Genomic DNA, 22,468 nt, shown 5'->3' on the forward strand with positions numbered 1-22,468 from the left:
ACGCGATCGGGCGAAATGGGTAAAGACGTCTCCGCAGAACCAGGGAGTGATCATTTAGTCACTCATCAACGCCGGAATCTGCCTCGATCACTTCATGCAGCTGCTTCAGCACAAAATGGGGGTCGAGCCCCATCTGTCGGCAGACATAATCCAGCGATTTCCCCTGGCAGGACTGATCGATCCCCAGAGATTCAAGTACCCCCTGCACTTCGGGATGCTCAATCACCCACTCAACAACACTGGATTCAAGTTCAAGACTGCTCATCATTTTCTTCCCTGGTACGGGACCGCGGTTCATCAGAGAATCCTGATTTAGATTCTATGATAGCAAATCCGCCGCGGAATCAAACTCGTGTTTCTTTCGGGGCTCAGGAGGCCAGCGCGTCCCGCTTTTCCTGAATCAGTTTGATATGGTGCGGGATATGACCCGTGATCCGGTCGAGCAGAGTCCACAGTGACAATTCCCCATCACGGGTATGGATGCCTGTGCGTTCGAACTGAGCCGGTTCCAATGTCTTCAGGATCCGCCCCAGGTGATTTCGTACCGCGGAAATCAGCTGCAGTTCCTCTTCCAGATCGCGCTGGTCATACGCCAGTTTTTCAGCGAACTGATCGGGATCGCCTCCCGGCAGCGGTGGATTTTCTTCGACCAGCACCCACTTCATCCGGTCCGCATACACGGGTTCGAAGTCCGCAATGTGACACACCACCTGCCGCGTCGACCATTTTCCCGGAACCGGGGCAGCATCCAGTTCAGCGTCAGTCATCCCCTCGATGGCCTGTCGTAATTGTTCCGGTCCGGCCAGGTAGTCTTCGATCCGCTGTCTGATATCCATATGAGGCGCTCCTGCAGAATGTTTGACGGGAGTGAAATCGGTTGATCACTGTTGGTGTCGATTATGGGGATCTGATTCCCGTTGATCAACTCTGGCAGCGGTCAGGAGTACGAAACCGGTTCACTCCCCGTCATTACCTGCGGGGCGGACGCTGTCTGCTGCCGAACTCGGATTTCCCGATGCCCCCCTTGATGGTGCCATCCGGATTTTCTTCTGCGGTTTTCCCCAGAATGATATCAAAGTTCGCAGCCAGCTCTCCCAACTTCGAATCGGGCAGCGGTTTGAAATCGACCAGAATCGTTTCCCGCTGCTCAGGATCGCGAATCTGACGGTAAACGCCATCTTCCGCGTTCATCTCATGTCCCTTCACCAGCAGCTGCGTAGTCAGAATCCGGCGTCCATTCTGACTGACGGCGACATGAATGTGCGGCGTACGGAATCCGCGTCCCGCCCGATAGGGAACCGGCTTGATGGTGCGGAAATAATACTTCCCCTTAGAATCAGTCAGGAAGCGGCCATAGCCCTGAAAGTTGCCGTCTCGGCCTTCTTTATTTTCGCCTCGCGTATGAATGTAAGAGGCTTTATTGTCCACCTGCCAGATTTCGACAAAGGCATTCCGCAGGGGATTCCCTTTACTGTCCAGAACTTTGCCGGTCAGGTGCGTGATCTCTCCGACCGCAGGCGTGATGGAATCGTTAATCACCAGCAGGTCATTGTCGGTATCCAGGGGCATCTTATCCGGGTAGAACGGTCCTTCGGTCATGGAAGGCGTCCGGATCAGTTCCTCTGCCATCAACCCGGGGGTGGTAAACGCCGCCAGACCGAAAGATGACCATTTAAGAAAATCCCGCCGACCAGCGCTTGTCGATTGACGTTGCATTACCTGCTCCCTGTCTCTCAGAGTTAAAAAAGTTTATCTGTCAACCATTTTAACATTTAACGGGTATTTTCGGCGAATGTTTCGTCAAAAAAAGCGATTTCCGGCAATTTCACGGAAAGATCATCCATCGGCAACGGTTGAGCTCATCCGACTTTAAGTGTCCCTGGAACAGCCGGTCAGAACTGGGCGGTCAGTTCTTTCATGAGGTCCACGTCAAAGGTGTTTGGAATGGTCACGAGCAGCGTATTATGGCCGTCGTCTTCGAATTTGAGAGAATTGCGGGGCATGTTTCCGCCAGCAGCTTTGACGAGAATCACGTTCTTATCCCGGATCAGGAAAAAGTGATCCTCCAGCCCTTCTTCACCGGCGGTTACAAAGTTGAGCACCCCTTTCTTAAACCGCACGGACTGCACGCGATGAAAGAACGTCGTTTTCGCCAGGGGATGCTTTGTCTCAGCATTGAGAGCGTTATGGCGACTGGGAAGTTCAACGACGCCCGGCGTGGCGTCGGGTGGGTCTTCGCTCAGAAAAAGGACAGACAGGCAGAACAGGATTACGATCAACGATGAAGTGGTGGTGAGCATATCTTTCATTAAAGCCATTCCCCACTTTCGGTGCCCGCGAAAGTTGATTGAAGTGAAAGTTCAAATGGATTACCTGCAATACGAAACTGCTGTTCTCAGTAACTCACTCCTGTAAGACATTATTCAGATCCCGTTAGTTGCACGTTTTTGTGCATCATTTCCATTTTTTTATTAATCTCAGTAAGTCGCTGCCAGAGTTGTGATTGCCAGCTGACAAACGGAAGTTCGCCGGTTACGGATCAATCTTAAAAAAAGAATCGACTTTTTCTGTCATTCGTGAAATCCCCCAGGCGCGAAACATCCTCTCCCGGATTCCGCTGGTTACTACTCCTGCCAACAGACGTTTGTTAAGATGGCGAAAGAAAATGCGAACTGACCAACGGCCCCTGTGGGATTTCGGGGCTGTGGTTGAAACTTATCCCTCGCTCATCTTGAAATAAGGAACTGCACCGTGAAGACCTACCATCGACTCACTTGCCTGGCCCTGATCACCGGTCTCTGCTGGAACCTGGCCAGCACCCGTCCGGCAGACGCCGCACCACCCAAGGCACAGAAAACCCAGATCAGTCGTGCCAGCCGCGAAATGGCCAGCGCCGCCAAACGCTTCCTCGCATCACTGTCTGAAGAAGAACGCAAAGCCGCGACCTTCAAAATGGACAGCAAAGAACGCGATCAGTGGTACTTCATTCCCGACTTCGCCATCAAAGAAGATGGCGGCCGCACCGGACTGCCGATGACGAAAATGTCACCACAGCAGAAGATCTTCGCTGTCACCCTCCCCGCAACAGCACTCTCGCACCGCGGCTATCTCGAGATGAATTCCATCCGCGCCCTGGAGCAGGTTCTGTTCGAACTGGAAGGCAAAGACTACCGGAACCCGGAACTCTACTACGTCTCCATCTTCGGTAATCCCGATCCCAAGGGTACCTGGGGCTGGCGGTTCGAAGGGCATCACCTCAGTGTGAATGTCACCATCGTCGACGGCGAAAAGTTTTCCGTAACTCCCTCCTTCTTCGGATCCAACCCCGCCACCGTCATGCAGGGCCCCCTCAAAGGTGTTGAAGTTCTTAAGGAAGAACAGCAGCTGGCTCTGAATCTGGTCAAATCCTTCAATCCGGATCAGCTGGCCATCGCCACGATCGACACCGCTGAAGTAGACAAGAAACTGCTCGCCAAAAGCGTAATCAAAGAAGTCCTTACAACCGACGATCCGGTCGTCGACAAAGGCCTGGTGCCGCACAAAGGCATTCAGTACGCCGACCTTGACCCGAAACAGCAGAAGATGCTGCTGCGTCTGGTCAACGCCTACCTGGGCCGTTTCCGTCCGGAACTACTCAAGGGAACCCGCTATCTCGGGAACCTGCGGGACGGCGACCACCTCTACTTCGCCTGGAGTGGCGGTCAGGCCCGCGGCCAGTTCCACTACTACCGCATCCAGTCCAAAGTCTTCCTGATTGAATTCGCGAACACCCAGAACGATGCCAATCACGTGCATGCGGTCTTCCGCGAATTTGACGGCGATTTTGGTCGCGACCTGCTCAAAGAGCATTACTCGAAGCAGCACAAGAAATAGTTCTGAGTTCAAACTGCCCCTCACCAGGCCCGATCCGCGTACTGCGATCGGGCCTGTTTTATTGAGGGGAAGTCATATGGACGGAATTTGATCTACGGGTTAATTTACCCCCATGGACCAGCACCCCGCCCCTTCAACCAGTTCGAACGCAAACCAGCCTACGACTCAGCAGAGAGGTTCACTCCCCCGTCGCGTCCGGATCGGCCGCTGGATCAACGCGATTCTGGTCCTGCTGTTTCTGTTGCTGTTCCCGGTCATCATCGCCACTTATCATGACTGCGCGATCTGCGGCATGAAACAGACTCAATGGCGGGTCGTGGGCACAGGCTGGTTCCTTTCCGCGCGAAATCAGCCGACATCCTGCAGCGACTGGTACCGCACACACGTGGAACCGCAACATCAGCATGTCTGGGTTCGCAGGACCTCCGCGGGTGGTTTCGATCTCTTTGGCTGGCAGGTCGGAACCTGGCAATCAGGCAGGCTGGCTTCAGGACAGTTCAGTTGGCTCCCCTTCGGACCGCACACACAAAAGCAAATCTATCAGAAATGTCCCCACCCGGCCCAGGCCCGAACGCTGTTTCTCAAGCTCGCCCGCTTTGATAAACGCACCGGAAGAACCATCAATCACCAGGATGAACTCTTTACCCGCCTCAACGCCTGGATCGAATCCGACCTGCAAGGCCCCTGGCCATTTGAGGAAGCAGATCTGCGTCTCTCCCTGTCGCGCAGTCCATTCAGAAAATAATTCTGTCTGTCGTTATGATTCAGAAGTCACCACGGTATCCTACTCTCTGTCTGCATGTTCCACTCAGTATGCACCAGCCTTTTCAAGAATGGTTTTCACAAATTCATACTGATGCTCTTGCAGTACCCGTTTTGAATACTCTGACCTAACATGAGGTTCTTTGAGAGCCAAATCCGCGATTTTGGTTGAGACACCGTCAGTATACCACCCATCGTCAGCCGCGAGACGGTAGACGCCATTAATACAAGGGTCTGCGCAAATGCAAAGTCCTCTATGACGGTGCTTGTGCCAATATTCTTTTCTCTCATGCGGGCAGGGTACACCAAGATCGATGCCGACGCGTTGCGTTACGGACTGGTGCTCTAAAATGGTTTCGTGAACGGGGATCTCGAAGACGCGATATTTCAGAACATCTTTGAAACAACCGCAGTCGTGGCATTCAAATACGAACCACGACCAGTCAACTGCAACAAACCAGATTGCGGTGAGAAAGCCTAAAGATGAAATCGCAATAATTTTCTTCTGTTTCATTTAATCAATTACGCTCTCAACTCGGTGCCTTCACAACCACTTGACTCTGTTTTATCGTAAAACATGGTCAGGCCGTGGCACCATCCTGCCAGAATGCGTTTTCATCATCTTCATCGATGTAGCACTCTCCATGGCAGTATCGACAGGAACGATCGTCTTGACCGCCGGTTGTGTAACGATGATGCGCAGTCTTGTCCAATCCAGTACCTTTACAGACCGGACAAAGACGCCCCTTGCTTCGACTTTTGTTTGACTTACCAGACATCATCTCATTCTAAAGAAATCTGTGAGATTAAAAAGAAATTTCTTTCCACGATCCCCAACCACTTTGTTAACCTCCCAATTCAACCCGAACCTTTTCCCGGTTCTGTTGTCTGCAGATTATCTCCTGCACTGCCCCGTTCAGGGTAGCCCAACCACATCCTGCGAAAACCAATACCGGCGGAATGAAGATGAATCGAACTGTTCGCGAATACCAGGCTGACGATCTGCAAGACCTGCTCGCTGCCTGGGAGAGTGCCACGCGTCTGGCGCACCCGTTTCTCACCGATGATTTCCTGGATCAGGAACGGCGGAATATCCCCGAGCTCTATCTGCCCAACGCTGAAACCTGGGTCGTTGAACAGGACCAGCGCGTCATCGGCTTTATCGCTTTGCTCGGCAACGAAGTGGGCGCGATCTTCGTCGATCCCCTACACCAGGGTACCGGGGCCGGCCGGGCGTTAATGGATCAGGCCCGGGAGTTACGGGGAAACCTCGAGGTGGAAGTGTTCGCAGCCAATGCAATCGGACGCCGCTTTTATGAACGGTACGGCTTTCAGCCTCTCTCGGAATCCATCCACGAACCGACGGGAAAAACGCTGCTCAGACTACAATTCCAGACCGCGATCACCTAAGCTGACGCCAACACATTCTTTCGTCTGGAGCCCCCTTTATGCCTGACCACGAGCGTCTCAACTACGTCGAATTCCCTGCCCGGGATCTCCCTGCCACCAAAGCCTTCTTCGAAATTGTCTTCGGCTGGTCGTTCACCGACTATGGCCCGGAATACACGGCCTTCGCGGATGCCGGCCTGGAAGGCGGCTTTTTTCAATCCGATCTTTGTTCCACCACTGATGCGGGCGGAGCACTGCTCGTTTTCTTTAGTCAGAATCTGGAGGAGACGCTCAGCAAAGTGGAAGCAGCGGGTGGCAAGATCGTCAAACCGATCTTCTCCTTTCCCGGCGGCAGGCGTTTCCAGTTTCAGGAACCCTCGGGCAATGAACTGGCCGTCTGGTCGGAGAAGTAACTCCTCTGTCACATCGCTGTCTGTATTCCCAAGACAAATATCGATCCACTGAGACGACTTGCGTAATATTCACGCGAACACTACCATGAAGCCGTCTTATTTTAAGTGTGTCGGACACGGGACTGCTGTCGTTCCAGTGTCCCAACTCCTCTCGATTGATCTTTCTTCAGAATACAAACAGTAATGACAGAAGACGAAGAATCAGGCGCAATCCTGGTGCTCGACTCCTACATTGTCGGCCCCTGGTACAAGATTTTCCTGATCACCGAAAGGGAACTGCTGGCTGCCACCATGAAATCAAAATGGCAGCAGGAAGTCCTCGACCAGCTCAATCAGGGATACGATCCGTTTGAAGTTCTCCAGGGGCACTCCCCCCTGGAAAACCCGGTGAGACGGACTCCCCTGGCAGACATTCAGGCCCTGGAATGGTCCGAAGGCTTTTTCGGTCAACTTGCTTTTAAAGGCACCTCCAGCCTGAAGGTGCACTATTACGATACGACCAAACAGAAAAACAGGCGGTTCAACCTCCGCTTCAACGCCGTCGACCGACGCAACGCATTCGCTCGCAAACTCAAATTTCATACGGGAAACTGGGACGAAATACAGGCCCCCTTGCCGGCCTGGCGGTGTGGGATCCCCGCCTTGATTTTCCTGTTCTTTTTTGGAGTGATCCTGAGCTTCCGGGCCGCATATCGCTTTATTACCTACGGTCCCCGGCTTTCCGATGTGATGGAGGATCTCGGAGCCAATTTCTTGCCGGCACTCCAGTTCGCCTATGGTGACGAAATCTACCTGCTGGCTGTCATTCTGATTCCGTCACTGATCTGGTGGGCGATCACCTGCATCAAACGCCCCACACGCACTGTAGCCCGACCAGTCAATCCCGGGTTCTGACCACAAAATCTGGTTTATTAAGGAGAGGTTGACAATGTGTGCTATACTATGGTGAACAGCCCCTGCGATCCCACTTTCGCCCGGCTGAAACAGAACCCGCTCCTCACATCCAAGGAAAGCAGAAAGGCGACAAGATGAACTGGTACTTGACTGTCCTCAAGAAATATGCTGAATTTTCCGGCCGAGCCCGCAGAAAAGAGTACTGGATGTTCGTGTTGATGAACTTCCTGGTCGGGATCGTCATTGCGTTTATCGGAGCAATCATTGGAGAGACAGGCGGGCTGATCTCCGTCTCCCTCTCCGGCGTGTACTCGTTATTCATCTTCATCCCCAGCCTCGCGGTCACCGTCCGTCGCCTGCACGATACCAACAAAAGTGGCTGGTGGATTCTGATTTCTCTCGTCCCGTTGATTGGTGGTCTGGTCCTGCTGATCTTCATGATTATGGACAGTGATCCCAACACCAATGCCTACGGCGCCAATCCTAAAGCGGCCCCGGAACCTGTGTAATCACGAATCCCGTTTCCCTGGCAGGTTGTCCGCAGTGTCTCCTGCCGGGGAGGTCGGTAGAGCCTTGGAAAAAGACCTGTCCTAATTCGGAAAATTTTCCTGATTCCGGACTGGGCAAACCCAAATTTCGACGATATATATGCGCCAGCTTTTTACACATTCAATTCAAAGAGGTGCTCTGTGAAATAAAGACCGTGTGACCGGGGGGCTGCGCAAAGCCACCAACCTGCGGACACACTCCCTGACCGTGTATTTGAGAATTTTCCTATGATACACCCCAAAACTGAGCTGAAATTCATCAGCAACGAAATCGGTTACGGCGTTGTTGCCACCGAATTCATCCCCGCCGGCTCTATCACCTGGGTCCTCGACAAACTCGACCGCGAGTTTAGCTCGAACGAGTTTCAATCGATGGACGAGATCTACCAGAACATCCTGGATACTTACTCGTTCCGCAATAACAAGGGGAATCTGGTCCTCTGCTGGGACAACGGCCGCTACGTCAACCACAGCTTCAACTCCAACTGTCTCACCACCGCTTACGACTTCGAAATCGCGATCAGAGACATCCACCCCGGCGAACAGTTGACTGACGATTACGGCTACTTGAATATCCCCTCTCCCTTCCGGGGCATCGATGAAGGCACCCGCCGCAAAATCGTGTACCCCAACGACCTGATTAAATACTACAAGGTCTGGGACCGCAAACTGCTCAAAGTCTTTCACCACATTCCCAGCCTGGAACAGCCGCTGAAACAGCTGCTCTCAGACGAGATGTGGGATGAAATTGTGGAAATCTCCCGGGGAAACCAGGAGATGAAGTCGATTCTCACGAATTACTATAACGGCGAGGAAGACCGACAACCCGAACTGCAGGAAGTCTGAGCCCCTAATCGATTTCCCCTGACCGCCCCCCATTTCTGATCCCGGTACCTGACACAGAAGGCGGCGTACGTTAGGATGGTTACACCACTACTGTAAACCACCTTACGTACGATTTGCCTCTCTGTTTCAGGAATACCGCCATGCGAGCCTCATCCCTCACCTCCCTGATTCTGCTGACAGCCCTCAGCCTGAGCACCGGGTGTGATAACCAGCCACCCCGCTCGGGTGAGTTGGTCGAACGCGAAGGCGAACCGGCAATTACCTACGTCAAATCAGATGATCCGAAGATGGTCGCTGCGATCGATAAGGCCCGCGGCAGCTTCAACCAGTTCCAGACGGCATTCGAGAAACAGCAGCCCGGTCAGGACTTCTTTTCGGTAAAGTTACTCGTGGAAGACGGCGAACACCAGGAACATGTCTGGACGACTCCGGTCCGTATCGAAGCGGGCAAATATTACGGCACCCTGGATAACGAGCCTTATCAGATCAAAAAATATGTCGTGGGAGATGAGATCAACATTCCCGTGGATCAGATATCAGACTGGATGTACGTGGATGATGGTAAACTGGTCGGCGGATACACCTTGCGTGTCGTCCGCGACAGTTTGAACGAAGAACAGCGAAAAGAGTTCGACACGACCATTCCCTTCAAAATTGAATAGCCCCGCACGGAACCGGTGTCCGTCGACTGACTTTGCCCCTGTGCCCCGCCCGCAGAAAGCAGAGATGAGCGAGTTACCTTATATCCGTTGCCTGGGTTGTGAAGAGGCCATCTTCGATCCCACCCGCGCTGTCTGCCCCGGCTGCGGTCGCTGTCCGGTATGTGGACTGAGACGCGTAAAACCGGAGACCAAAGACTGCCCGGAGTGCGAACTCCCCTATTGCACCTGTTGTGGTCGCTGCCCCAAATGTGCCGGACTCCGCTACGCAGAAATCGACACTCCCTGCGAATGCGGACACCCCCACAATGCCGAAAAGCTGGCAGACCTGATCCGCTACGAGTCAGTCGTCGGAGCCGAGTCCCGCCCCTTCGACTGGGGCTGCAGCATGGTCATTATCGCCCTGGTCACGGTCATTCTGCTGATTCTGGCAGCCCTGCGGTAAATCAGGCCTGGAAAATGAACTTATAGAATCTGTACCTCAACTCACTTTATCCTGTTCAACCGAAATTCAGGAAGATGCGAAAACGGCTCCGTAAAAAGAAACATTTGGGGGAATTCAAGGAATGGTGTATCACCGTGGAAGTCCACCTCGATCCGGGAGTCGATTATCAAGCATTTCTCGATGACTGGATTGAAAGAGCCATAGAAGGCAATCAGTGCCAGTTTGGTGGGGGCGGCAAGTCTCCGCTTCTGGAAGGCATCATTCAGCTTGGTCTGGCAAGTCACGGTCTGCAGGAACGCCTGACTGAAATAAGCAACTGGCTGGAGCAGCACCCTGCTGTGCAGGATTATCAGTTCGGTCCTCTGGTCGACTGCTGGTATGATTCTGGCGGCGCAAACTGAATTTGATTTTTTTTGAATTACCACTTGACCAAGAACAGACAGGTCTGTATATTTCATTTATGAATAAGACACCCAGAGCATCCAGTGCCCGCAAACGCATCGTCGAAACAGCCGAAAGACTGTTTTATGCAGAGGGCATCCGCGCCGTCGGCATCGACCGGGTGATCGCGGAAGCGGGTGTCGCCAAGATGACGCTCTACAATCATTTTGCCTCCAAGGACGACCTCGTCCTGGCGGTGCTGAAATATCGGGAGGAACAATTTGACCTGTATATCAAACAACGGATGATGGAACATCAGTCAGCCGGCTTGAAACCGCTGCGTGCCTTCTTCGCTGCCTTGAAAGACTGGTTCGAATGTCCGGATTATCGTGGGTGTGCCTTCATCAACGCCACCTCGGAACTGGCCGATTCGAACCCGGCGGCAACCGAATTCTGTGCCGAGCACAAACGTCGTTTCAAACAGCAACTGGCTGACATCATTATCGAGTCCGAAGGTGACCAGGCCGCGGCGGTCGCACCCGCGATTTCCGTCCTCGTCGAAGGGGCCATCGTCACCTCAGTCAGCGAAGGAAATTCCGAGGCAGCTGAAATTGCCGAAGCGGCTGCCTTTCAACTGATTGCCGGTGTGCTCTCGCAGTAAGCTTCACTTTTTATTTTACCACATATTATACAGACCTGTCTGTTTAATAACATTTACGTTTCACTGTTACTTTCACTTTAAAAGGAGAACGATCATGCCACGTTTAACCGCACTCACCAACGCAGCCGCTACCGACAAAGCCCGCACCCTGATGGATGCTGTTCAACAGAAACTGGGGATGACTCCCAATCTGATGAGAACCATGGCACACTCCCCTGCTGTCCTCGAGTCTTATCTGCAGTTCAGCGGACTGTTGAAACAGGGAGCCCTGACAGATCAGCATCGGGAGCAGGTCTCATTGACTGTCGCGGAAGCGAATGAGTGTGACTACTGCCTGGCCGCCCACAGCACCCTGGGGAAAATGGCAGGACTGAGTCCGGAACAGATCCGGGACAGCCGCGCAGGTGTCGACAGCGATCCGCAGTCGGCAGCCCTGCTCAAGTTCTCCCGGACGATCGTCCACAAACGGGGTCAGGTTTCTGACGAGGATCTGCAGGAAGTACGTGACGCCGGTTTCAGCGACGAACAGGTCGCCGAGATCGCCGCCAATGTGGCCCTCAACATCTTTACAAACTACTTCAATAACATCGCCCAGACCGAAGTCGATTTCCCGGAAGTCGAACCACTCTGTGCGGGCAACGCCTGCAGCCACTGAGAGTCTGCAGTCATTTTCCGGAAGGGGATTCGCTCTCGAGCGCATTCCCCTTCCCTCTTTTCATCTCTGTTTAGCAGACAGGAATGTCATGCACTCGATTCCCAGCGATATCGCCTTTACTGAATCAGTCAAAGCATTACAGTCCCGCAATGGTTCTCGCTCCCAGTATGCCCGTATGGAACAGGGATCAGGCTGGCAGACGAAAATAACCGACGATCTGCAGGACTTTCTGTCGCACCTCGATATGTTTTACCTGGGTACCGCCAGCCGCACCGGGCAACCTTACATTCAGTATCGGGGCGGTAATCCGGGCTTTCTCAAAGTCCTCGACGAGTCCACACTCGGCTTTGCCGACTTCGCGGGCAACCGACAGTTCATTACCCTGGGAAATCTCTCAGAGAACCCGCAGGCCTTTCTGTTCCTGATCGATTACGTCCACCGTCGCCGCGTCAAAATCTGGGGCACGGCGCGCGTCGTGGAAGATGACGCCGCACTGCTGACGCGTCTGCACGACCCCACCTACCCGGGAAGGGTCGAACGGGCCATCCTGTTTACGATCTCGGCCTGGGACGTCAACTGCCCGCAGCACATCCACCCGCGTCTGCCCCAGCAGGAGATCCTGCCACTGCTCGAACAGCTGCGCGAAGAAAACCGTCAGCTCAAAACAGAACTGGCCCGACTCCAGTCGCAACCGGAATCAGGCCAGTAAGAAAATCAGACGTCTGGTTCAGCAAACGGTGATATCAGCATTAGAAGCTGTTATCACTGCCGTTATCAGAGCCGGTGTTCGTTCCCGTACCGTTCTGCGGAGTCCCCGATTGCACGTCGTAACCCTGCAGGGCATTGTCGATGGCAGAGTTATTCGAGAAGGTTGCGGTGTTACCGCCGGAGAAACTCCAGATCGAGAAACCAGCCCCACCGTTATTCTGGGCACTGTTGCCGTCCAGTGTGCCACCGAAGATGGGATCAACAAAGTCAAACCCATTCTCCGCATTTCCAATCGAGGTATTATTGCTGAACGTTCCACTCACGAAGTCGTCGTCGAAGTCAAAGCCGTCTTCCTGATTCCCCTGTGCCAGGTTATTGATAATCGTTCCGCCATTCACATCTTCAAAGTCGAAACCATCATCCAGGTTGTTGAGAGCAGAGTTACCGCTGACCAGGGTTCCCACACCAACAGTATCAGCAAACTTGATCCCGTTCACACCGTTCTGGCTGGCACTGTTTCCGGTGAAGGTTGCGTTCTCGACATCGTCATCAAACCAGAAGCCGTTCAGATTATTCTCGTTGGCCACGTTTCCAGTGAATGTTCCGCCATTGACATTATCATCAAAGTAGAAACCGGCGTCATTCAGATTCGCGATGTTATTGGTGAATGTTCCGCCGTTGATTTTTCCGTAGAACGCGAAGCCAGCATAGTCATTGCCAATCGCCTGGTTACCACTGATGGTCCCGCCATCCACACCATAGAAGTCAAAACCAAAGTTATAGTTTTCCCGAGCGATGTTATTTGAGATTTCACCACCGGTCACATCGTCATCGAAGTAGAACCCGTCTTCACCGTTATACTGTGCGGTATTCCCCGTGAGTGTTCCCCCTTCGAAGTGATCGAAATCGAAACCATCGGTCACGTTCAACTCAGCCAGGTTGTTGCTGATCGTCCCCCCGCTGACCCGGCTGAAGTAATATCCATATTCGTTCGCCCGCGACGTGTTCCCCGATACGAGACCACCGGTCATATGTTCGATTTCCAGACCATCGTTGCCGGTCACGACTCCGTTGGCAGTAAATGTGTTGTTGGTGATGGTACCATTCGTATCGCCATCCAGATGCACACCGTCTTCAAACGCACCATTGATGCTGTTGCCGGTAATCGTGAAACCGCTCAGGTTATTCCCGTATATCCCGTTGCGACCACCGGTCAATGTCAGTCCCACCATTGTCGAGTTGTCCGCCATGGTGAAGATATCATTGATTGTATTCACCCCTCTGACGGTTGGCTGCCCGCCATACTGAAAGCTGGTCACAGCTCCCGAGCTACAACCTACCACATTCACACTGGTACCGCCGGTCAGTGCCAGCTGTCCATCGTTGAAGACAAAGCCGGTCGCGGTATCAATCGTGCCGGCACTTCCGTCAAACAGAACCACGCTGTCCGCCCCAGCCGCATTGAATACCGCCTCGGCGTTCGCGGTATTGGCGTCGATGACGGTGATATTCTCCAGCGATTGACCGTTTAGCTGCAGCTTCGCACATTCCTCCGGTGCCTGTCCCTGATTCAACACGATGTCGATATCACGCTGAATCGGATTAACCATCCGACGCTGGAAGCGGGTCAGCTTCTGACTGTCTCCATTGCCGGGCAGCGGAATTCGCACGGTCAACAGCCCCTCCCCCTGTGAACCTCTGACATCGTCATGCTGATACTGTCCCGCCAGTACCACACGCGAACCATTCCCCAGAAACGGTAGATCGAACATCCGGAATTCCACGCGAGCCCGGGGACCGGTCATTTTTTCGAAGTTGGGGGCATTATTATCAAAGTAGTAACCGCCTACATAACCTCTGAGTTCTGCATCGATCGGCATCTGATCGAAAGTCTTCAGCAGCCGCCCGATTTCCAGATCGGTTCCCCAGTAAGCCCGTTCTTCACCAGCCCGCACGACCACGTTATTGCCGCTCAGATAAGCCGTCGAGAGACCATCCACGCGTTGCTGTTTCTGATTGGGGATATAACCGTTTACCCGGAAGTCCCATTCGATGCTCATCAGCTCGAAGCCGAAACTTCCCTGGCGGAAGATGTTGTTGTACTGACTGCGACGGACATCGTAGAAGCCGTACATGCCCGCGATCCACTGATCGTTGACCATCTTGCGGTAGGCCAGGCCGAAATTCCCCTCGGCAGAAGAATCGTTGAAGATATTCCCGCGCAGATCCGCGAAGAACAGACTTTCGCCGTCTTGTGCCAGTGGAATAAACAGCAGCCCCTGTCCGACATCACGGTAGCCGCCGGCTGCCCCTGAGAAATCAAAATAGGCGCGATACAGATAATCATCTTCCTGGAGCCATTCCGGATCCTGAGCATGTGCGTAAGCAGGCGCAAACAGACCTGGCGCAGTCAGGAGCAGCAGGGCTAGAAGTCGAGAGGAAACTCTAGCGTTCATTATTTTCCTGTCAGTGGGATTGTTCCGAGAGTGATCAATTCCAGTCTGTAACGATTAAAATGGTGGCTCAGGTTCTTCTTCGACTCCTGCGGGATTTCACTCGCTGCAGAAATTTCCAATTCTGAATAAGTGTTCTCCGACTCCTCTTGCCAGAACCGGTCAGGTAAAATATACCGGTTATAGGGTCGAGAAAATTGAGCAGGCAGGTCGTATTCTCAGTCCATTAGCAAGCGAGGCTTCAATGTCGTTTCCCGCATTACCCCAGATCGAAATCGAACAGAAACTCCTGGCCGTCGTCTCCGAGACATTGGATATTCCTCTGCAAAAGCTCTCGCTGGATGATCGCATCATTGAAGATCTGCGTGCTGACAGTCTGGACCTGACGGAACTCATGATGAGCCTGGAAGACGCGTTTCAGATCACGATTCCCGATGATCCCAGCGATCCCATCCATAAAGAGATCTTCACCCGCCAGCCCTTTCGACTCAGTGACCTGGTGGAACTGGTAACCCTGCAGATGGGAACGCGTGCGGTACCTCGTGCCAACTGGTTTCGTCAACCAGCCACTCAACCCGGGATGGGACAGCGCGTCCCTTTCACTCAACTGGATGGCATCGGCAAACGGTCCGCACTGACGGAACCCGACTTGTTCGTCCCCATGGATTCCACGCGTCCCTGTACCATGTGGCTCAGACGCACTGATGGCATGCGCTGCATCCACATTCCAGCCGATACCGTATTACTGGGTAGCGACACTCCCACAGCCAACCCCGATGAACGCCCCCTGCATAAGGTGGACCTCGATTCCTTTCTGATCGACGCCGAACCGGTCTCGACGACCGCCTACTGCCGCTTTCTGAATTCCATCGGTCAGCTCCCCGAATCGTTCCTGACCGACTGGTTTGTCCTCGATCCGGAAGATGACCGCGACGAGCATATGTTGATTCAACATACCTCTACCTACGGCTGGCAGCCACTGCTCGGCACCGAAACCTGGCCGATGATTCTGGTCTCCTGGTATGGCGCGAACGCCTATTCGCTCTGGGCCAATAATCGGCTCTGGAGCAACTACCGCGACGAAGCCAGCGATCCCGAGGGAAGCTTTCTCCCCACCGAAGCCCAATGGGAATACGCGGCCCGCGGCGCCACTCCACGTGTCTATCCCTGGGGTGATGCAGCCCCCACCCCGGAAAAACTGCGCGCCGGCCTGCATCGGCAGAAAATCAACTACGAAGCGCAGTCTCTCCCTCTCTGTCCTGTCAACGAAGCACTCGGTATGTCCCCCTTCGGCCTGCATCACATGGCGGGGAATGTCTGGCAATGGTGCCGCGACTGGTACAACGAATCTTTCTACCACCACCCCGAGGCGACAGAGCCGAATGCCTGGAATCACCAGCCCACACGCGTCCGCAGCGAGCGGGGCGGCAGTTGGGTCGGCCCGAACATTCTCTGCCGCAGTTCCTATCGCCGCGGCCGCCCCCCCATCGCCCGCGGCCGCTGCCTCGGCTTCCGCTGCGTTAGCTCGGTTAGTGATCTGCCTGCAGCGCATCCCTGATCACACAGAGTTCCTGCAAGCATTGATCAGACATTAACATAGCGCGAAAACTTGAGCCCCGCTGTCTCTGCCCAGCGACGCAGGACGTTACGCTCTCTCGGATTTGGCAATCGATTCGCCTTACCCCGCACTTCACTGATCAGGTTGTTGTCTTTACGGACCTCAATGGTAATCGCCTTTTTGAAACCCTGCTGAAGCTCAATCTGCATCGACCAGATCGAACTTTCGCCGCCGGTACAATTTCCAATATAACTCGCGACACAATGCTTCATCTGGTTCCCTTCTGTAACCAGATCATCGCTGGTTAATATCTCGCGGATCATCCATCGATTTTCATCTTCATAATCAAACTCACGAATTCCGCTAGCATCCCAGGTACATTCGGGAATTTTACTTTTTTGTTCCTGTTCACGGTGCCAGTCGGCAACATCCCGCAATAAAGAACGCGGAGTCCGTCCCTTAATGGAATAATCAGGTGCAGGGGCATCAACTTCATCATACACACCATTATCACCAGGGATTGTGAAGACTCCAAAACGCTGATACCGTAAGAATTCAACGATAGACTGAATCTGTCGGCGATCCAGACTTGCATGATGAATCAGCCATTGAATGACCGTGGTCCAAAACTGGTCATTTGATAATTCTTCGGGAAAAGGGGACTGCATGATTGCCCGGCCCAGACCAGGATCTCCACCCATCCCCAGAACCTGTCCCCAGCGCAGCGCCTGTAAGATCGTAAGATCCTGTGGCGCCTGCATAAAAAAGTGCGCCATTTTTTTCGAATAGGAAACCGGCAAACGGCAGTTTCGGATATTCTGTCCTTGTCCGACTTCGAGATACCACTCCCTCCAGTCCTCGCACTCCGGAGTGTAATTTACCAGCCAGACGGAATCGAAAAAACGAGGCATCTGGTATTTGACGAACAGGTGTCTCAAAAGCGACGAAAACTGTCGCCGGGCGCTTGTACCTCTGGGTTTCCAGGTTTCAATCGGTCGAATCCAGTAACTCGCTTTGGACGCAATGAAAACCAGTGCGTCAATGTATCGCACTCCCCAGGGATATCTCTGCTGAGTTAATGCTACTCGATCCAATATAAACTTCGTTTTACTGCAATACAGGTGGGAGACCAGCCTCATAAATGAATCGCGTGTCATTTCGCTATGGTTGATGCAGGGACTTTCCTGATCATGCAGTTGCCAGATCATTCTCAATACAGGATCAGTAATGGATTTTTTACTGACCTCCTTAGAACAAACAGCCTCCAGCTTATCAACAATCGACCGCTGTTCCTGTTTTCTCTGTCTGAGAGAGTTGACTGCCATCTGGCGACGGAAATAAAGCAGTTCCTCGCGCCGCTGAAACCGACTCTTACGGAAACTGGTGCGAAATCCATTCTCGACGCACCACTGGCGATAATCCTCTGGTGTTTCTAAGCCGAGGCTTTGCAGATGCGCGAGCAATTCAGCAGCGGCATTCTGTTTTGTGTACGTTCCTTTTCTGTGGGACATGACTGACTGTCGTTTCTGTAATAAATGAAATCAAATGTTTGAACCTTTGTCTGTGTTTCAGAGTCGATCTGTATAACATCGTTTTCCTCCTTTCGAGATAAGAATCGGGGTGAATTTTGATCTACGACACACTGCCCGACGGCAGGGTTCGCAACTGAGAGGAACTGAAATGCAGGCCATCATCTTCACAGGCATACCGGGAGCAGGAAAAACTTCGTTTTATCGACAGGAGTTTTTCGCCACACACGTGCGCATCAGCCTGGACCTGTTGAAAACGCGGGCTCGGGAAACACGTTTCCTGGAAACCTGCCTGCAGACCGGCCAGCAATTCGTGGTCGACAATACGAGTCCGAGCCGCGAAGAACGTGCCAAATACATACAGCTGGCCCGCCAGGCCGGCTTTAGCATCACCGGTTATTATTTTGCCTCCCGCGTAGATCCCTGCCTGCAGCGGAATGCAGAACGCGAACACCCCGCGAGGGTTCCCGACGTCGCAATCCTGTCTGCAGCCCGACGCTTGCAGCGCCCGTCGCTGAAGGAAGGCTTCGACCAACTGTTTTATGTCAGTCTGCAACAGGTAGAGTTCCAGGTTGAGGAGTGGAACGATGAACTTTGATGAACTGGATCAGAAGATGCGGGTTTATGAAACCGCTGCAGACACCTGCGTTCTGCCCGACATGTATATGGTCGCCAGGCTGGATGGTCGTGGATTTACCCGGCTCACGAAAGAAGTCTGCGCGTTCGAACGCCCCTTTGACGCGCAGTTCCGGGACATGATGGTCCGAACCACTAAAGCCTTATTGAGCTGCGGTTTCCGAATTGTTTATGCCTTTACCGAAAGCGACGAAATCTCGCTGCTCTTTGATCGTGAAGAGCAGCTGTTCGGGCGAAAGCTCCGCAAACTGAATTCCCTCCTGGCCGGGGAAGCCAGCGCACAGTTCTCACTGCAACTGGGACAGGTCGCCACGTTTGACTGCCGGATTTCACAACTGCCCAACCAGGACCGGGTGATTGACTATTTCCGCTGGCGCAGTGCTGATGCGGCTCGCAATGCCTTGAACGCACACTGTTACTGGTGCCTCCGCAAAGAGGGACGCGACGCCCGCCAGGCCACTCAAGAGCTCTCCGGCCTGACTTTCGGCCAAAAAAACGAACTCCTGTTCCAGCGGGGCATCAACTTCAACGATCTGCCCGCCCGGCAGAAACAGGGAATCGCGGTCTACTGGGAAGAGTTTGACAAACCGGCCGTCAATCCCCTCACCGGGGAAGCGGTTGTCGCGCTCCGCCGCCGGCTCATCGTCAACGATCAGCTTCCCCGTAAAACAGAGTACACTGAGTTTCTGACGCAACTGCTCGACGCTTCCTGATACACACTCCCGGCACAACTGCAGCCAGGAGCGTGTTTATGCTGCCTTACACGGTCTCGTTGAATGTCAAATGCTCCTGGTGTGCCCAGTTGTTTAAAACCTTTCGAACCGTCTCACTCGGCTCATTGTTGTTTTTCCCGCGTGCCTCAAAGATCTCCTTCTTCCCTGGCAGAACTTCAATCGTCAGTTGACGCCGTCGTCGCTGACCGGCTTTGACTTTCATCGACCAGATCGTCGTTTGTCGCCGGACACATTCATTCAGATAGGTCTCCACGCAGTGCTTCATGATCTTGCTTTCAATCTGCAGTTGGCGCGGCGTGAGAACTTCCTCGATACTCCAGATCTGCCCTTCGAGTTCGCACTGAAATTCGCCAATCTCACTCCTCTGCCAGGGGAAATCAAGCGGGTCAACTTCCGGCGGAGGCATCACCCCTTTTTCGATCAGATCTGATTTCCAGTGAACCATGTGCCGCCGGAGCGACATCAACGAACGCCCCTTCAGAGAGAAATCGGGTTGCACCGGAAAGGGTCCGGCCCCTTTCCCCCAGACCTTTTCTGCAGGTTCAAATCGTTGCTGATTCACAAAATGGACAATCTCGACGATCTCATCCGCGGAAATCGGTTGGTTCTGGATCAGAAATCGAAATACCGAATCCCAGAATGGCTGATCTTGCAAGGGATAACAAAGCAGGGTCCGTGAAATCAGAATCCGCGCCAGCCGCTCATCACCTCCCAGTGCCCGAATGCGTGCCCAGTTCAGTGCAGCAAAGGGTGACAGATCAGCGGGGGAGTGCAAATACAGGGCCCCCATTTTTTTAGTCAAGCTTTGAAATAATGGATTGGGAAACTGCCGCACGCTCCGGCCTTGTGCCAGGTGCAGATAGAGATCCAGTTCCCACGCTGCCTCGTTTTCATTCCACCAGGCGGCGGTCAGAAAATCGGGAACGGGATACTGATCGAACAGATGATGCACCAGAGACCGCAGTTGAACCAGGGGGCTGCCCGCGGGTACTTCCCAATCTTCCGGATGACGGTTCCAGGCAAAGCTACGCCGCGCCATTCTCTTACAGGCTGCGATCACCGTCTGCGCGTTAACGGGAGCCAGAAAACCACCATGCTGCTCAGCGGACAACAGTCTGGTCTGTGAACGAATCACGCGAATCAATCGCCAGAATTTTTTCCGATGCGCTGTTCGCATGGCAGCCGACTGCGCAATCAGTTCATCTACCCTGCGAGCGGCGTAGTGTTTTCGGTTTTGAGAATTCATGGTTACCGTACTGAGAAAAAGGAATAATCAGACCTGCGATGCGCATACACCGCCTCCAAAGTCATACCCTTGGCGTAAAACGCCATTGATATGCTCACTTGAGATTCGTCAGATCAAACCCGTATCGATTCGCATGAAGATCACCTCGTGGTGCAGAGTGCCCGGCAGGCACTAAAGAGAACCAGGCTCCGGCTCTCGTGTCATTATTAAGGAGTCCTTTACAACAGGCCTCCGTTTTCTCATCGACATTGACACAGCATCCGAACAACGGTTCGGCTTTTTCATGAAATCAACCAGGTGAATCACACACAGACAATTCTGCTGATCCTCGATATCGACGAGACGTTACTGCATGCCACGGTCCAGACTTTGGCACACAGTCCGGACTGCCGCATTGGCCCGTATGTGGTCTATCTGCGCCCTTACCTCACTGAATTCCTCGAACAGACCTCTCAGCTGTTCAAGCTCGCGCTCTGGTCCTCGTCCAGTCCCGATTATGTCCAGGCGATCGTCAGTCAGATTATCCCCGCTTCCGTCTCGCTCGAATTTGCCTGGAGCCGGGACCGCTGCATTACCCGCATCGATCCGGAGTGGCATTCCTACTATTACGTCAAAGATTTACGGAAAGTAAAACGCTGCGGCTATGATCTGAACCGCACGCTGATCGTGGATGACACGCCCCGTAAAGTAGAACGCAACTTTGGAAATGCGATCTACGTCACCCCCTGGTTCGGTGATAACAGACACGATAATGAGTTACAGCGGTTAGCAGCCTATCTGCCAAAGTTATGCAGGGAACAAAATCTGCGCCGCATTGAAAAACGGAACTGGAAGAATCGGGAATACTAAAGTGTCACTGGTAACTGAGGTTTGTCTTCAGGTATCATGAAAACAACGTTGTCTTAAAAGAAACACGATGTACTGCAATGACAGATCTGCATTACCCCGAACTGACGGCCACCGACAGCCTGGCCTCGCTCCTGTGTCAGAAACTGGGCGAGACAGACATCATGCTGCGCGTCGTTCCCTACCAGGAAAGAATAGAAAATCCCTCTGTAGCCCCCGATGAGCAGAGCGTTTTGCTCAAGTATTCCCGTTGGAACGTCACTTTCGAAAACACAGAACGCTCGATCTATCTGACCTGTGCTGCAGACAGACGCTTATTTACCTGTCATTGCAGCGAACACGAAATCCCCAGGGCGCGACTGCAGACGTCGCGTCTCGAAGAAGTGGCTCATCTGTTCCGGCTCTGGGTACTGGAACAGATGGATTGTGCAAAGCTGGCGCATGCACGGGGCATTGGTTCGGTGCAAGTCTTCCCCCGCATATCGGCACACAAAGTTGTCGATGAGCGATGGGCCAAATATGACGCGCATCTCGCTGATGATCCCCTCGGCCTGAACCTGTTTGAATTTTATCAGGTCGCAAAAGCCACCCCGGAGTTGCGACAACTCTTTCCCTTTACCAGCATGTGGAACTTATGTTTCAGCCGCTGCACACATTACCCATTCACCCGGGATTGTCCGCATGTCAGAGCCAAACAGAAATTCAAGTCTCGTGCAGTGGTCCCGGGTTACTACGAGGTATTTCTACGGGAGCGCTATCTGGGAGAAGGTCCCGCCGTAATCGCTGCGCGGATTGTCGTAAGCTATCTGCCGCGTGGTTGTGGCCCGGCCCTGTTGTGCACCGAAACGAACTTTCAACATTTCAGCGAACCTCTCTGAAGTACACGTGTCTCCCTTCTCAAACCACTCTGTTCTCTGACCCAGCGGAGGTGTGATATGTACGATTCCGAATTCCACGACCGGCCATTTTTTTGAAACGATGAGCAAACGCCGCACAGGCTTCCCGTCTGAAACACAGGTCAAACGGGGCATCCGCATCGTGCATGGCGACAAGCTGCTCGAAGAAAAACTCGGCCGCAACGATTTATGTCCCTGCGGCTCCGGCAAGCGCTTTAAAAAGTGCTGCCTCACGCGGGGCTGCTTTTGACGGCGTGAACCGCAATCACTTTTTTCAGAGAATAACGACCGTGCGCAGGAATTACCGTGCGCCGGTTTTCCGTTACTGAGTTTTCA

28 protein-coding genes are annotated in these 22,468 nt (G+C 53.3%); 19 read left to right on the forward strand and 9 right to left on the reverse strand.

Features of this window, described 5'->3' with window-relative positions:
• Positions 1-58: 58 nt before the first annotated feature.
• The 4 genes from HG66A1_RS21310 to HG66A1_RS21325 form a co-directional block, all read right to left on the reverse strand.
• Positions 59-298, reverse strand: coding sequence for a hypothetical protein (locus HG66A1_RS21310; protein ID WP_232106633.1), 240 nt, complete (start codon positions 296-298; stop codon positions 59-61).
• Between the two features lie 70 nt (positions 299-368).
• On the reverse strand, positions 369-836 hold the full coding sequence (locus HG66A1_RS21315; RefSeq protein WP_145188725.1) for a DinB family protein: 468 nt from the start codon (positions 834-836) through the stop codon (positions 369-371).
• Between the two features lie 133 nt (positions 837-969).
• Positions 970-1,716, reverse strand: coding sequence for a protocatechuate 3,4-dioxygenase (locus HG66A1_RS21320; RefSeq protein ID WP_145188728.1), 747 nt, complete (start codon positions 1,714-1,716; stop codon positions 970-972).
• Between the two features lie 176 nt (positions 1,717-1,892).
• Positions 1,893-2,309: a hypothetical protein gene (locus tag HG66A1_RS21325; protein WP_145188731.1), complete on the reverse strand. Its 417-nt coding sequence runs from the start codon at positions 2,307-2,309 to the stop codon at positions 1,893-1,895.
• A 442-nt stretch (positions 2,310-2,751) separates the two neighbouring features.
• Between HG66A1_RS21325 and HG66A1_RS21330 the strand changes: the two genes are divergently transcribed.
• Together HG66A1_RS21330 and HG66A1_RS21335 are read left to right on the forward strand one after the other, a co-directional pair.
• A complete protein-coding gene (locus HG66A1_RS21330) occupies positions 2,752-3,873 on the forward strand; it encodes a DUF3500 domain-containing protein (protein ID WP_145188734.1) in 1,122 nt (373 codons plus the stop codon).
• Between the two features lie 112 nt (positions 3,874-3,985).
• Complete coding sequence (locus HG66A1_RS21335; protein ID WP_145188737.1) at positions 3,986-4,618, forward strand: hypothetical protein; 633 nt, start codon at positions 3,986-3,988, stop codon at positions 4,616-4,618.
• Positions 4,619-4,681: 63 nt separating this feature from the next.
• Here the strand turns inward: HG66A1_RS21335 and HG66A1_RS21340 are convergent, their stop codons facing one another.
• Both HG66A1_RS21340 and HG66A1_RS32670 read right to left on the reverse strand, forming a co-directional pair.
• Positions 4,682-5,149, reverse strand: a complete 468-nt coding sequence (locus tag HG66A1_RS21340; protein WP_145188739.1) for a hypothetical protein — start codon at positions 5,147-5,149, stop codon at positions 4,682-4,684.
• A gap of 67 nt (positions 5,150-5,216) precedes the next feature.
• Complete coding sequence (locus HG66A1_RS32670; protein WP_261343282.1) at positions 5,217-5,348, reverse strand: hypothetical protein; 132 nt, start codon at positions 5,346-5,348, stop codon at positions 5,217-5,219.
• 253 nt (positions 5,349-5,601) lie between these two features.
• On the opposite strand from HG66A1_RS32670, the gene HG66A1_RS21345 reads away from it, so the two are divergent.
• From HG66A1_RS21345 to HG66A1_RS21395, 11 genes are all read left to right on the forward strand, one after another.
• Entirely contained in the window at positions 5,602-6,045 is a 444-nt protein-coding gene (locus tag HG66A1_RS21345; RefSeq protein ID WP_145042334.1) for a GNAT family N-acetyltransferase, read from the forward strand.
• A 38-nt stretch (positions 6,046-6,083) separates the two neighbouring features.
• Positions 6,084-6,437, forward strand: coding sequence for a VOC family protein (locus tag HG66A1_RS21350; protein WP_145188742.1), 354 nt, complete (start codon positions 6,084-6,086; stop codon positions 6,435-6,437).
• Between the two features lie 183 nt (positions 6,438-6,620).
• Positions 6,621-7,331 carry a hypothetical protein gene (locus HG66A1_RS21355; protein WP_145188745.1) on the forward strand — a complete coding sequence of 237 codons (711 nt, stop codon included), beginning with the start codon at positions 6,621-6,623 and terminating at the stop codon, positions 7,329-7,331.
• A 134-nt stretch (positions 7,332-7,465) separates the two neighbouring features.
• Positions 7,466-7,840, forward strand: a complete 375-nt coding sequence (locus HG66A1_RS21360; protein ID WP_145188747.1) for a DUF805 domain-containing protein — start codon at positions 7,466-7,468, stop codon at positions 7,838-7,840.
• Positions 7,841-8,107: 267 nt separating this feature from the next.
• The gene (locus HG66A1_RS21365; protein ID WP_145042338.1) at positions 8,108-8,725 is read left to right on the forward strand and encodes an SET domain-containing protein; all 618 of its coding nucleotides are present in this window, start codon (positions 8,108-8,110) and stop codon (positions 8,723-8,725) included.
• A gap of 140 nt (positions 8,726-8,865) precedes the next feature.
• Entirely contained in the window at positions 8,866-9,387 is a 522-nt protein-coding gene (locus tag HG66A1_RS21370) for a YegJ family protein (RefSeq protein ID WP_145188750.1), read from the forward strand.
• Between the two features lie 64 nt (positions 9,388-9,451).
• Positions 9,452-9,829, forward strand: coding sequence for a hypothetical protein (locus HG66A1_RS21375; RefSeq protein ID WP_145188753.1), 378 nt, complete (start codon positions 9,452-9,454; stop codon positions 9,827-9,829).
• 74 nt (positions 9,830-9,903) lie between these two features.
• Positions 9,904-10,230 (forward strand): 50S ribosome-binding protein YggL, encoded by a 327-nt coding sequence (locus HG66A1_RS21380; RefSeq protein WP_145188756.1) that lies wholly within the window; start codon positions 9,904-9,906, stop codon positions 10,228-10,230.
• Between the two features lie 59 nt (positions 10,231-10,289).
• On the forward strand, positions 10,290-10,871 hold the full coding sequence (locus HG66A1_RS21385; RefSeq protein WP_145188759.1) for a TetR/AcrR family transcriptional regulator: 582 nt from the start codon (positions 10,290-10,292) through the stop codon (positions 10,869-10,871).
• A gap of 94 nt (positions 10,872-10,965) precedes the next feature.
• Positions 10,966-11,526 (forward strand): carboxymuconolactone decarboxylase family protein, encoded by a 561-nt coding sequence (locus HG66A1_RS21390; protein WP_145188762.1) that lies wholly within the window; start codon positions 10,966-10,968, stop codon positions 11,524-11,526.
• A gap of 88 nt (positions 11,527-11,614) precedes the next feature.
• Positions 11,615-12,235 carry a pyridoxamine 5'-phosphate oxidase family protein gene (locus tag HG66A1_RS21395; RefSeq protein WP_145188765.1) on the forward strand — a complete coding sequence of 207 codons (621 nt, stop codon included), beginning with the start codon at positions 11,615-11,617 and terminating at the stop codon, positions 12,233-12,235.
• A 40-nt stretch (positions 12,236-12,275) separates the two neighbouring features.
• Here HG66A1_RS21395 and HG66A1_RS21400 read toward each other — a convergent pair whose 3' ends face one another.
• Positions 12,276-14,690, reverse strand: coding sequence for a right-handed parallel beta-helix repeat-containing protein (locus tag HG66A1_RS21400; RefSeq protein WP_145188767.1), 2,415 nt, complete (start codon positions 14,688-14,690; stop codon positions 12,276-12,278).
• 241 nt (positions 14,691-14,931) lie between these two features.
• Here HG66A1_RS21400 and HG66A1_RS21405 point away from each other — a divergent pair, with 241 nt between their 5' ends.
• Entirely contained in the window at positions 14,932-16,245 is a 1,314-nt protein-coding gene (locus tag HG66A1_RS21405) for an SUMF1/EgtB/PvdO family nonheme iron enzyme (protein ID WP_145188770.1), read from the forward strand.
• Between the two features lie 26 nt (positions 16,246-16,271).
• Here HG66A1_RS21405 and HG66A1_RS21410 read toward each other — a convergent pair whose 3' ends face one another.
• A complete protein-coding gene (locus tag HG66A1_RS21410; RefSeq protein WP_145188772.1) occupies positions 16,272-17,756 on the reverse strand; it encodes a PcfJ domain-containing protein in 1,485 nt (494 codons plus the stop codon).
• A 169-nt stretch (positions 17,757-17,925) separates the two neighbouring features.
• Here HG66A1_RS21410 and HG66A1_RS21415 point away from each other — a divergent pair, with 169 nt between their 5' ends.
• Together HG66A1_RS21415 and HG66A1_RS21420 are read left to right on the forward strand one after the other, a co-directional pair.
• Positions 17,926-18,372 (forward strand): AAA family ATPase, encoded by a 447-nt coding sequence (locus HG66A1_RS21415; RefSeq protein WP_145188775.1) that lies wholly within the window; start codon positions 17,926-17,928, stop codon positions 18,370-18,372.
• Entirely contained in the window at positions 18,362-19,123 is a 762-nt protein-coding gene (locus HG66A1_RS21420) for a tRNA(His) guanylyltransferase Thg1 family protein (protein WP_145188778.1), read from the forward strand. The genes HG66A1_RS21415 and HG66A1_RS21420 overlap by 11 nt, the downstream gene beginning before the upstream one ends.
• Before the next feature lie 46 nt (positions 19,124-19,169).
• Here the strand turns inward: HG66A1_RS21420 and HG66A1_RS21425 are convergent, their stop codons facing one another.
• A complete protein-coding gene (locus HG66A1_RS21425; RefSeq protein WP_145188781.1) occupies positions 19,170-20,390 on the reverse strand; it encodes a PcfJ domain-containing protein in 1,221 nt (406 codons plus the stop codon).
• 297 nt (positions 20,391-20,687) lie between these two features.
• Here HG66A1_RS21425 and HG66A1_RS21430 point away from each other — a divergent pair, with 297 nt between their 5' ends.
• The 3 genes from HG66A1_RS21430 to HG66A1_RS21440 all read left to right on the forward strand — a co-directional run bounded on the left by HG66A1_RS21430 (position 20,688) and on the right by HG66A1_RS21440 (position 22,382).
• On the forward strand, positions 20,688-21,239 hold the full coding sequence (locus HG66A1_RS21430; RefSeq protein ID WP_197996738.1) for an HAD family hydrolase: 552 nt from the start codon (positions 20,688-20,690) through the stop codon (positions 21,237-21,239).
• Between the two features lie 77 nt (positions 21,240-21,316).
• A complete protein-coding gene (locus tag HG66A1_RS21435; protein WP_145188784.1) occupies positions 21,317-22,114 on the forward strand; it encodes a DUF6193 family natural product biosynthesis protein in 798 nt (265 codons plus the stop codon).
• Positions 22,115-22,214: 100 nt separating this feature from the next.
• Positions 22,215-22,382 (forward strand): SEC-C metal-binding domain-containing protein, encoded by a 168-nt coding sequence (locus HG66A1_RS21440; RefSeq protein WP_145188787.1) that lies wholly within the window; start codon positions 22,215-22,217, stop codon positions 22,380-22,382.
• Positions 22,383-22,468 lie beyond the last annotated feature (86 nt).

Origin of the sequence: Gimesia chilikensis (assembly GCF_007744075.1) — a bacterium.
Lineage (GTDB): Bacteria > Planctomycetota > Planctomycetia > Planctomycetales > Planctomycetaceae > Gimesia > Gimesia chilikensis_A.

Excerpts from the sequence above, each read along its gene's own strand:
- HG66A1_RS21310 (WP_232106633.1), bottom strand. The coding sequence starts at position 298 with ATGAACCGCGGTCCCGTACCAGGGAAGAAAATGATGAGCAGTCTTGAA.
- HG66A1_RS21315 (WP_145188725.1), bottom strand. The coding sequence starts at position 836 with ATGGATATCAGACAGCGGATCGAAGACTACCTGGCCGGACCGGAACAA.
- HG66A1_RS21320 (WP_145188728.1), bottom strand. The coding sequence starts at position 1,716 with ATGCAACGTCAATCGACAAGCGCTGGTCGGCGGGATTTTCTTAAATGG.
- HG66A1_RS21325 (WP_145188731.1), bottom strand. The coding sequence starts at position 2,309 with ATGAAAGATATGCTCACCACCACTTCATCGTTGATCGTAATCCTGTTC.
- HG66A1_RS21335 (WP_145188737.1), top strand. The coding sequence starts at position 3,986 with ATGGACCAGCACCCCGCCCCTTCAACCAGTTCGAACGCAAACCAGCCT.
- HG66A1_RS21340 (WP_145188739.1), bottom strand. The coding sequence starts at position 5,149 with ATGAAACAGAAGAAAATTATTGCGATTTCATCTTTAGGCTTTCTCACC.
- HG66A1_RS21345 (WP_145042334.1), top strand. The coding sequence starts at position 5,602 with ATGAATCGAACTGTTCGCGAATACCAGGCTGACGATCTGCAAGACCTG.
- HG66A1_RS21350 (WP_145188742.1), top strand. The coding sequence starts at position 6,084 with ATGCCTGACCACGAGCGTCTCAACTACGTCGAATTCCCTGCCCGGGAT.
- HG66A1_RS21355 (WP_145188745.1), top strand. The coding sequence starts at position 6,621 with ATGACAGAAGACGAAGAATCAGGCGCAATCCTGGTGCTCGACTCCTAC.
- HG66A1_RS21360 (WP_145188747.1), top strand. The coding sequence starts at position 7,466 with ATGAACTGGTACTTGACTGTCCTCAAGAAATATGCTGAATTTTCCGGC.
- HG66A1_RS21365 (WP_145042338.1), top strand. The coding sequence starts at position 8,108 with ATGATACACCCCAAAACTGAGCTGAAATTCATCAGCAACGAAATCGGT.
- HG66A1_RS21370 (WP_145188750.1), top strand. The coding sequence starts at position 8,866 with ATGCGAGCCTCATCCCTCACCTCCCTGATTCTGCTGACAGCCCTCAGC.
- HG66A1_RS21375 (WP_145188753.1), top strand. The coding sequence starts at position 9,452 with ATGAGCGAGTTACCTTATATCCGTTGCCTGGGTTGTGAAGAGGCCATC.
- HG66A1_RS21380 (WP_145188756.1), top strand. The coding sequence starts at position 9,904 with ATGCGAAAACGGCTCCGTAAAAAGAAACATTTGGGGGAATTCAAGGAA.
- HG66A1_RS21385 (WP_145188759.1), top strand. The coding sequence starts at position 10,290 with ATGAATAAGACACCCAGAGCATCCAGTGCCCGCAAACGCATCGTCGAA.
- HG66A1_RS21390 (WP_145188762.1), top strand. The coding sequence starts at position 10,966 with ATGCCACGTTTAACCGCACTCACCAACGCAGCCGCTACCGACAAAGCC.
- HG66A1_RS21395 (WP_145188765.1), top strand. The coding sequence starts at position 11,615 with ATGCACTCGATTCCCAGCGATATCGCCTTTACTGAATCAGTCAAAGCA.
- HG66A1_RS21400 (WP_145188767.1), bottom strand. The coding sequence starts at position 14,690 with ATGAACGCTAGAGTTTCCTCTCGACTTCTAGCCCTGCTGCTCCTGACT.
- HG66A1_RS21405 (WP_145188770.1), top strand. The coding sequence starts at position 14,932 with ATGTCGTTTCCCGCATTACCCCAGATCGAAATCGAACAGAAACTCCTG.
- HG66A1_RS21410 (WP_145188772.1), bottom strand. The coding sequence starts at position 17,756 with ATGTCCCACAGAAAAGGAACGTACACAAAACAGAATGCCGCTGCTGAA.
- HG66A1_RS21415 (WP_145188775.1), top strand. The coding sequence starts at position 17,926 with ATGCAGGCCATCATCTTCACAGGCATACCGGGAGCAGGAAAAACTTCG.
- HG66A1_RS21420 (WP_145188778.1), top strand. The coding sequence starts at position 18,362 with ATGAACTTTGATGAACTGGATCAGAAGATGCGGGTTTATGAAACCGCT.
- HG66A1_RS21425 (WP_145188781.1), bottom strand. The coding sequence starts at position 20,390 with ATGAATTCTCAAAACCGAAAACACTACGCCGCTCGCAGGGTAGATGAA.
- HG66A1_RS21435 (WP_145188784.1), top strand. The coding sequence starts at position 21,317 with ATGACAGATCTGCATTACCCCGAACTGACGGCCACCGACAGCCTGGCC.
- HG66A1_RS21440 (WP_145188787.1), top strand. The coding sequence starts at position 22,215 with ATGAGCAAACGCCGCACAGGCTTCCCGTCTGAAACACAGGTCAAACGG.